The organism is Streptomyces sp. NPDC058326, assembly GCF_042879855.1.
Lineage (GTDB): Bacteria > Actinomycetota > Actinomycetes > Streptomycetales > Streptomycetaceae > Streptomyces.
In genome coordinates this window covers 193,333-200,644 of sequence record NZ_JBHVZO010000004.1, presented here as the reverse complement: position 1 = coordinate 200,644, position 7,312 = coordinate 193,333, and the positions used below count along the sequence as shown (strand labels likewise).

Here is a 7,312-nt window from a genome sequence, read left to right as displayed (position 1 = left end):
CGCCCGGCGCCCCCGCTCAACCCGCCCGCGCCCCGCCCCTGGGCGTGGTTCTTTGGCCCCCCGCCCGGGCCCCCCCTCCCCCCCAACGACACCCGCTACCCTGAAAACACGCACGGCGACTGGCGTACGGGGAAGCGACCCCGGGGGAGCCGTGCGCGGCAGACCACACGAGACGCCGCCCGCCTGGGCGTCACGGGACCGAAGTCCCGGGTGGCGCCGCGCCTTCCACGCAGTGCCCCGGGACCCGCCGACGCCCGGAGGACACCCGCCATGAGCACTCCCCAGCACGCCCCGCAGCATCCCGCGCTCGCCGCCGCCGACCCCGAGCTCGCCGCCCTCGTCGGGGCGGAGGAACGCCTCCAGGCCGAGACCCTGCGTCTCATCCCCAGCGAGAACTACGTCTCCGCCGCCGTCCTCGAAGCCTCCGGCACCGTCCTCCAGAACAAGTACAGCGAGGGCTACCCCGGCCGCCGTTACTACGAGGGCCAGCAGAACATCGACCAGGTCGAGACGCTCGCCGTCGAGCGCGCCAAGGCCGTCTTCGGCGTCGACCACGCCAACGTCCAGCCCTACTCCGGCTCCCCGGCCAACCTCGCCGTCCACCTCGCCTTCGCCGAACCCGGCGACACCGTCATGGGCATGGCGCTGCCGATGGGCGGCCACCTCACCCACGGCTGGGGCGTCTCCGCCACCGGCAGGTGGTTCCGCGGCGTCCAGTACGGCGTCCGCCAGGACACGGGCCTCATCGACTTCGACGAGGTGCGGGAACTGGCCCTCAAGGAGCGCCCGAAGGTGATCTTCTGCGGCGGCACCGCGCTGCCCCGCACGATCGACTTCACCGCCTTCGGCGAGATCGCCCGTGAGGCCGGCGCCGTGCTCGTCGCCGACGTCGCCCACATCGCCGGCCTCATCGCGGGCGGCGCCCACCCGTCCCCCGTCCCGCACGTGGACGTGGTCTCCACGACCACCCACAAGACCCTGCGCGGCCCGCGCGGCGCCATGCTCATGTCCCGCGAGGAGCACGCGAAGGCGCTCGACAAGGCCGTCTTCCCCGGCCTCCAGGGCGGCCCGCACAACCAGACCACCGCCGCCATCGCCGTCGCCCTCCGCGAGGCCTCCCAGCCCTCCTTCCGTGAGTACGCCCACGCCGTCGTCGCCAACGCCAGGGCCCTCGCCGAGGCGCTCCTCGCCCGTGGCTTCGACCTGGTCTCCGGCGGCACCGACAACCACCTGATCCTGATGGACCTGACGCCCAAGCAGGTCCCGGGCAAGACCGCCGCGAAGGCACTCGACCGGGCGGGCATCGTCGTCAACTACAACACCGTCCCCTATGACCCCCGGAAGCCCTTCGACCCCTCCGGCATCCGCATCGGCACCCCCTCCCTCACCTCCCGCGGCCTCACCGCCGCGCACATGGTCCAGGTCGCCGACTGGATCGACCGCGGCGTCACGGCGGCCGGCAAGGGCGACGAGGACGCCCTCCGCGCCGTCCGCGCCGAGGTCGCCGACCTGATGGCCGCCCACCCGGCCCCGGGCCTCCCGGTCTGACGAGCCGGGCCAGGCGACTCCGCCTGCCAGCCTGCCAGCCTGCCCGGCGGCTCCGCCGGGCCCGTCCGGGCCCTCCGGACCTGTCTGGGCCGTCCGGACCTGTCCGGCCCGCTCCGGAGCCGTCCGGACCCGTCCGGCCTGTCCGGGTCGGACCCGCCCGTCCGGGTCCGCCCCTCCGCGGGTTATCCGCCCGTCGACTCCGCCGTCCGGCGAGCCTCCTCGCGGTCCGGTATGCCTTCCAGCCGGAAGGTGAGCGCGCCCACGCTCCTCGTCCAGAGGAGCGTGGGGCCCGCCGTGCGGACCTCGTGGGTCCACGCCGCGCCCGCCCCGTCCGTCATCGGGAACGTCAGCAGATGCGGGGCCGCGAACCAGTAGCCCTGCGCCCCGTCCGGCAGGTCCACCCACTCCGGCCGCGTGCTGACCTGCTTGGCGAAACCGATGTCCAGGCGGGCCGGGAACTCGTCGAGCCGCACCGTCCGCTCCCCGTCCCGCCAGCACAGACTGATCACCGCCCGGCCCCGCGCGGCCGACCCCGTCACCGCGACGGCGTCCGGCGCGCCGAGCGCCTGGGGTATCAGCGGCTCGAAGCCCGCCCTGCGCCCGGCCTCCGCCAGGGGCACCGGCTCAGGGCACCCCGGTACCGTGCCCCCGACCGGGACGCCGTGCCCGTCGGGGTCGTACCGCACGGTGACCCCGCCGAAGCCGAACCACTCCGCCACCGCAGCCCGCACCGGCGGGGTGAGCACCAGGACGATCAGCACCCCGGTCAGGCCCGCCACCAGCGCCCGCCACCGCTCGCGCGCCCACCCCCGCACCGCCGCCCACCACCGGCGCCGGCCCGGCGAGGGCTCCGGCGCGGAGACCGGCACCGGCGTCGGGACCCGCTCGGCGAGGAGCTGCGCGAGCACCCGCTCGGCCATGGTCTCGCCGTCCACGTCCGGCACCCGCAGCCGCCGTCCCAGCTCCCTCAGTTCGTCCGGCAGACGCTCGTCAGCCATGCCCCCCACCTCCTTCCCGGCCGTCCTTCAACGCGAGCCCCAGCTTCTTCAGCGCCCGGCTCAGCCGGGACTTCACCGTCCCCTTCGGCCAGCCGAGCGCGTGGGCCGTCTCCGTCTCGTCCAGTTCGAGCAGATAGCGGTGGATCACCACCTGCCGGTGGTCCTCGGTGAGACCGCCCAGGGCGTCGAGGAGCCGCCGGCTCCGCTCCCGCTCCTCGGCCGCGACAGCGGGATCCGCCGACTCCGGTATCCGCGGCTCGCCGCCGAGCAGATCCGCCTCACGGTCGGCGACGGCACGCTGCCGACCCGCCGAGCGCACTGTGTTCCTGGTCTCATTGACGACGATCCGCAGCAGCCACGGCCGGAACGCCGCACCCTCCTGGAACCGCCCGAGCGAGCGGTACGCCTTGAAGAAGGCCTGCTGCACCACGTCCTCGGCCTCCGCGCCCGCGCCGCACGCCACCGCCGCCCTCAGGGCGACCGCCGTGTGCGCGCGGACCAGCTCCGCGTACGCCTCCGGCTCCCCGGCGCGTACCCGTGCGATCACCGCGGCCTCGTCGTCGACCAGGCCCCCCTCCCGCGTCCTCACACTCTTGATACACCGGCAGTCCGGGATCGGTTCCCACACCTGAGAGAATGATGTGCATGGCCTCTGACCGCCCACCCGTCGCCCACCACCACCCTCAGGGGAATGGCTCCGCCATGCTGCCTCGTCCGCGTGCGCTCTCCGGGATCCAGCCCACGGCGGGCTCGTTCCACCTCGGCAACTACCTCGGTGCGATCCGCCAGTACGTCGCGCTGCAGGAGACCCACGACGCCTTCTACATGGTCGTCGACCTGCACGCCATCACGGTCCCGCAGGACCCCGCCGAGCTCCGTGCCAACACCCGGCTCGCCGCCGCCCAGCTGCTGGCCTCCGGCCTGGACCCGGACCGCTGCACCCTCTTCATCCAGAGCCACGTCCCCGAGCACGCGCAGCTCGGCTGGGTCATGAACTGCCTCACCGGCTTCGGCGAGGCCTCCCGCATGACGCAGTTCAAGGACAAGTCCGCGAAGCAGGGCGCCGACCGCGCCACCGTGGGCCTCTTCACGTACCCGATCCTCCAGGTCGCGGACATCCTGCTCTACCAGGCCAACGAGGTCCCGGTCGGCGAGGACCAGCGCCAGCACATCGAGCTGACCCGCGACCTCGCGGAGCGCTTCAACGGCCGGTTCGGCGACACCTTCACGGTCCCCAAGCCGCACATCGTCAAGGAGACCGGGAAGATCTACGACCTCCAGGACCCGACGATCAAGATGAGCAAGTCGGCGTCCACGCCGAAGGGCCTCGTCAACCTCCTGGACGACCCGAAGGTCACCGCGAAGAAGGTCAAGAGCGCCGTCACCGACACCGACACGGTGATCCGCTTCGACCCGGAGAACAAGGCGGGCGTCTCCAACCTGCTCACGATCATGTCCACGCTCACCTCCACGTCCGTCGCGGACCTGGAGAAGAGCTACGAGGGCAAGATGTACGGCGCGCTGAAGACGGACCTCGCCGAGGTCATGGTGGACTTCGTCACTCCGTTCCGGGCCCGCACCCAGGAATACCTGGACGACCCGGAAGCGCTGGACTCTGTCCTGGCCAAGGGAGCCGAGAAGGCCCGCGCGGTCGCCGCGGAGACGCTGGCGCAGACGTACGAGCGGATCGGCTTCCTGCCCGCCAAGCACTGAGGCCTCCGCCCGCCGGAGAACCAGGCCTCGGCCCGCCGGGCGCGAGGCCTCCGGTCCTCCGCCACCGGGACCGAGGACCCTGGCCACCAGGGTGGTGCAGGCCGCACACTGGCGGCTGAGCCACCGCACACAAGTCGACGGACGACGGAGGAGAACGACGTGGGGACCGTAACGCTCGGCGTTTCGATCGCGGTCCCGGAGCCTTACGGCAGCCTGCTCCAGGAGCGGCGCGCCGGCTTCGGGGACCCTGCCGCGTACGGCATCCCCACGCACGTCACGCTCGTCCCGCCGACCGAGGTCCCGGAGGAGCGGCTGCCGGAGATCGAGGCGCACCTCGCCGGCGTCGCCGCCGGTCACCAGCCCTTCCGGATGCGTCTCAAGGGCACCGGGACCTTCCGGCCGCTCTCCCCCGTCGTCTTCGTGAAGGTGCGGGACGGCGTCTCCCGCTGCCACCGGCTCCAGAGCCTGATCCGGGACGAGAACGGGCCCCTGGTGCGTGAGCTCCAGTTCCCGTACCACCCGCACGTCACCGTGGCGCACGGCATCTCCGAGGAGGGGATGGACCGCGCGTTCGAGGAGCTCGCCGGGTACGAGGCGGCCTGGAACTGCCGCTCCTTCGCGCTGTACGAGCAGGGCCCGGACGGCGTGTGGCGGAAGCTGTACGACTACGAGTTCGGCAGCGGCCGCCCGATCTCGGCCGTCCCGGCCCAGGGCGGCAGCCCGGTCGACACGCCGACCGTCACCTCCACCGGCTGAGGCGCGCGGACCGTCACCTCCACCGGCCGAAGCCGAGCCCCGGCCTCACACCGGCAGCCGCCGGAACAGCGGCCTCGGCACATGCCGTACCGCCGCCATCACCATCCGCAGCGCCCCCGGCACCCACACCGTCTCCGAGCGGCGCCGCAGCCCCAACTCGACGGCGCTCGCGACCGCCTCCGGGGTGGTCGCGAGCGGTGCCTCCGCGAGTCCCGCCGTCATCTTCGAGCGCACGAATCCGGGCCGTACGACCATGACGTGCACGCCGGTGCCGTGCAGCGCGTCCCCGAGGCCCTGCGCGAAGGCGTCGAGCCCCGCCTTCGAGGAGCCGTAGATGAAGTCGGCGCGGCGGGCCCGTTCGCCCGCCACCGAGGAGAGCACCACGAGCGAGCCGTGCCCCTGCGCCTGGAGCGCGCCCGCGCACACCAGTCCGGCGGAGACGGCCCCGGTGTAGTTGGTCTGGGCGACGCGGACGGCGGCGACCGGGTCGGACTCGTCGCGGGCCTGGTCGCCGAGGACACCGAAGGCCAGGAGGACCATGTCGATGTCCCCCTCGGTGAAGATCTTTCCGAGCCGTTCCTCGTGGGACTCGGTGTCGAGCGCGTCGAAGGGGACGGTCCGCACGTCCGCGCCGAGCGCGCGCAGCGAGTCCGCGGCGGCGGCGAGGGCGGGGGAGGGGCGTCCGGCGAGCCACACGGTACGGGTGCGCCGTGCGATCAGCCGGCGGGCCGTGGCGAGCCCGATCTCGGAGGTGCCGCCGAGGACGAGCAGGGACTGGGGGGCGCCGAACGCGTCCTTCATGGGAGCTCCTGGATACCGAGGCGGCGGGAGAGGTCCGAGGTGAAGAGGGACCGGGGATCGAGTGCCGCGCGCAGCGCCCGGAACTCGTCGAGCCGCGGGTACATCGCGGTCAGCGTCTCCGGCCGTACGCGGGAGTCCTCGGCGAGGCAGACCCGCCCGCCCGCACCCGCGACCTCCTCGTCGAGCGTGTCGAGGAAGGCCCCGAGCCCCGGCAGACCGGTCGGCAGGCCGAGGGCGAGGGTCCAGCCGGGCAGCGCGAAGGAGAGCGGGCCGGGGCCGCCCGCGCCGAAGTGCTGGAGGGTGGCGCGGAAGGCGGGCAGACGGCGGTCCGCGATCCGCCGCACCACCCGGCGCAGGACCTCCTCCTGCCCGTACGGGACGACGAAGCGGTACGGGACGAAGCCCTCGCGCCCGTAGAGCCGGTTCCAGTGCGGGATGCCGTCGAGGGGGTGGAGGAAGCCGTCGAGCGACCGGAGGTGGCCGGTGCTCTCGCGGGCGGCCGCGCGGTACCGGAGCTCGTTGAGGAGCCCGACGCCGGTACGGCCGAGCAGCGCGCCGGGGACGTACGGCGGCGGGGCGGGCAGCCGTGCCGGCCGGAAGGCGAGCGGCGCGCGGCGGGCCCGGTGGCGGCGGGGCAGCGCGTCGTACGGGGCGTGGTCGCCGCGGGTGAGGACGGCGCGGCCGGTGGCGGCGCCCCGGGCGCGCAGGTCGATCAGGGCGACGGAGTACCGGTGGCGGTGGCCGGTGGCGGTGAGCCGGTCCATCAGGTCGTCGAGGTCGCGGGCGCGTTCGGTGTCCACGGACACGAGGGAGGTCTCGACGGGCAGCAGCCGCAGGGTGGCGGAGAGGATCACGCCGGTCAGGCCCAGGCCCCCGGTCGTGGCGTCGAAGAGCGGGGTACCGGGCAGCACCGTCCTGATCTCGCCGTCGGCGGTGAGGAGCCGGAGCGCGGTCACGTGCCGGCCGAAGGAGCCGGAGACGTGCTGGTTCGCGCCGTGCGCGTCGGCGGCGACGGCGCCGCCGACGGTGGCGTACCGGGTGCCGGGGGTGACCGGGACGAACCAGCCGAGCGGCAGCAGCGCCTCCGTCAGCCGGTGCAGCGTGACCCCCGCCTCGCAGTCGACGAGACCGGCGGTGGTGTCGACGGCGAGGATCCGGTCGAGGCCCGTCATGTCGAGGACGGTGCCGCCCGCGTTCTGGGCGGCGTCCCCGTGAGCGCGGCCGAGGCCGCGGGCGATCACGCCGCGGGGACCGCAGGCGCGGACGGCGTCGGCCGCTTCGGCGTGACCGCGCGGCCGGTACACGCGCGCGAGGGACGGGGCGGTGCGCCCCCAGCCGCTGAGCGTCACGCAGTCGTCGTCAAGGACGTGGGTCTCGACAGCCATGAAGGGACCGTATAGCCGCCTCTGTGGCTTATGCCGGTATTGCATGGCGGTTCGTCGAAATGGGTGATGAGCGGACTTTCGGGAAAGCGTCCCGGACCGGCGCGCGGATCG

At 73.9% G+C, this 7,312-nt stretch carries 7 protein-coding genes and 1 riboswitch; of the genes, 3 read left to right on the top strand and 4 right to left on the bottom strand.

The genetic code is table 11. The features are described 5' to 3' along the window. Positions 1 to 105 precede the first annotated feature (105 nt). Positions 106 to 196: riboswitch (ZMP/ZTP riboswitch) on the top strand. A 74-nt stretch (positions 197 to 270) separates the two neighbouring features. Beyond that, a complete protein-coding gene (glyA, locus tag ACFVYX_RS09580) occupies positions 271 to 1,548 on the top strand; it encodes a serine hydroxymethyltransferase (protein WP_389680791.1) in 1,278 nt (425 codons plus the stop codon). Positions 1,549 to 1,730: 182 nt separating this feature from the next. On the opposite strand, the gene ACFVYX_RS09575 is transcribed toward glyA, so the two are convergent. Both ACFVYX_RS09575 and ACFVYX_RS09570 read right to left on the bottom strand, forming a co-directional pair. Continuing rightward, positions 1,731 to 2,546 (bottom strand): hypothetical protein, encoded by an 816-nt coding sequence (locus ACFVYX_RS09575; protein ID WP_389680790.1) that lies wholly within the window; start codon positions 2,544 to 2,546, stop codon positions 1,731 to 1,733. Continuing rightward, entirely contained in the window at positions 2,539 to 3,135 is a 597-nt protein-coding gene (locus ACFVYX_RS09570) for an RNA polymerase sigma factor (RefSeq protein WP_389680789.1), read from the bottom strand. The genes ACFVYX_RS09575 and ACFVYX_RS09570 overlap by 8 nt, the downstream gene beginning before the upstream one ends. A 113-nt stretch (positions 3,136 to 3,248) precedes the next feature. Here ACFVYX_RS09570 and trpS point away from each other — a divergent pair, with 113 nt between their 5' ends. Then, entirely contained in the window at positions 3,249 to 4,259 is a 1,011-nt protein-coding gene (gene trpS, locus ACFVYX_RS09565; protein WP_389681116.1) for a tryptophan--tRNA ligase, read from the top strand. A gap of 159 nt (positions 4,260 to 4,418) precedes the next feature. Then, positions 4,419 to 5,015: a 2'-5' RNA ligase family protein gene (locus tag ACFVYX_RS09560; RefSeq protein ID WP_389680788.1), complete on the top strand. Its 597-nt coding sequence runs from the start codon at positions 4,419 to 4,421 to the stop codon at positions 5,013 to 5,015. Between the two features lie 45 nt (positions 5,016 to 5,060). On the opposite strand, the gene ACFVYX_RS09555 is transcribed toward ACFVYX_RS09560, so the two are convergent. Both ACFVYX_RS09555 and ACFVYX_RS09550 read right to left on the bottom strand, forming a co-directional pair. Then, on the bottom strand, positions 5,061 to 5,816 hold the full coding sequence (locus tag ACFVYX_RS09555) for a decaprenylphospho-beta-D-erythro-pentofuranosid-2-ulose 2-reductase (RefSeq protein ID WP_389680787.1): 756 nt from the start codon (positions 5,814 to 5,816) through the stop codon (positions 5,061 to 5,063). Beyond that, positions 5,813 to 7,201, bottom strand: a complete 1,389-nt coding sequence (locus ACFVYX_RS09550; RefSeq protein ID WP_389680786.1) for an FAD-binding protein — start codon at positions 7,199 to 7,201, stop codon at positions 5,813 to 5,815. The genes ACFVYX_RS09555 and ACFVYX_RS09550 overlap by 4 nt, the downstream gene beginning before the upstream one ends. Positions 7,202 to 7,312 lie beyond the last annotated feature (111 nt).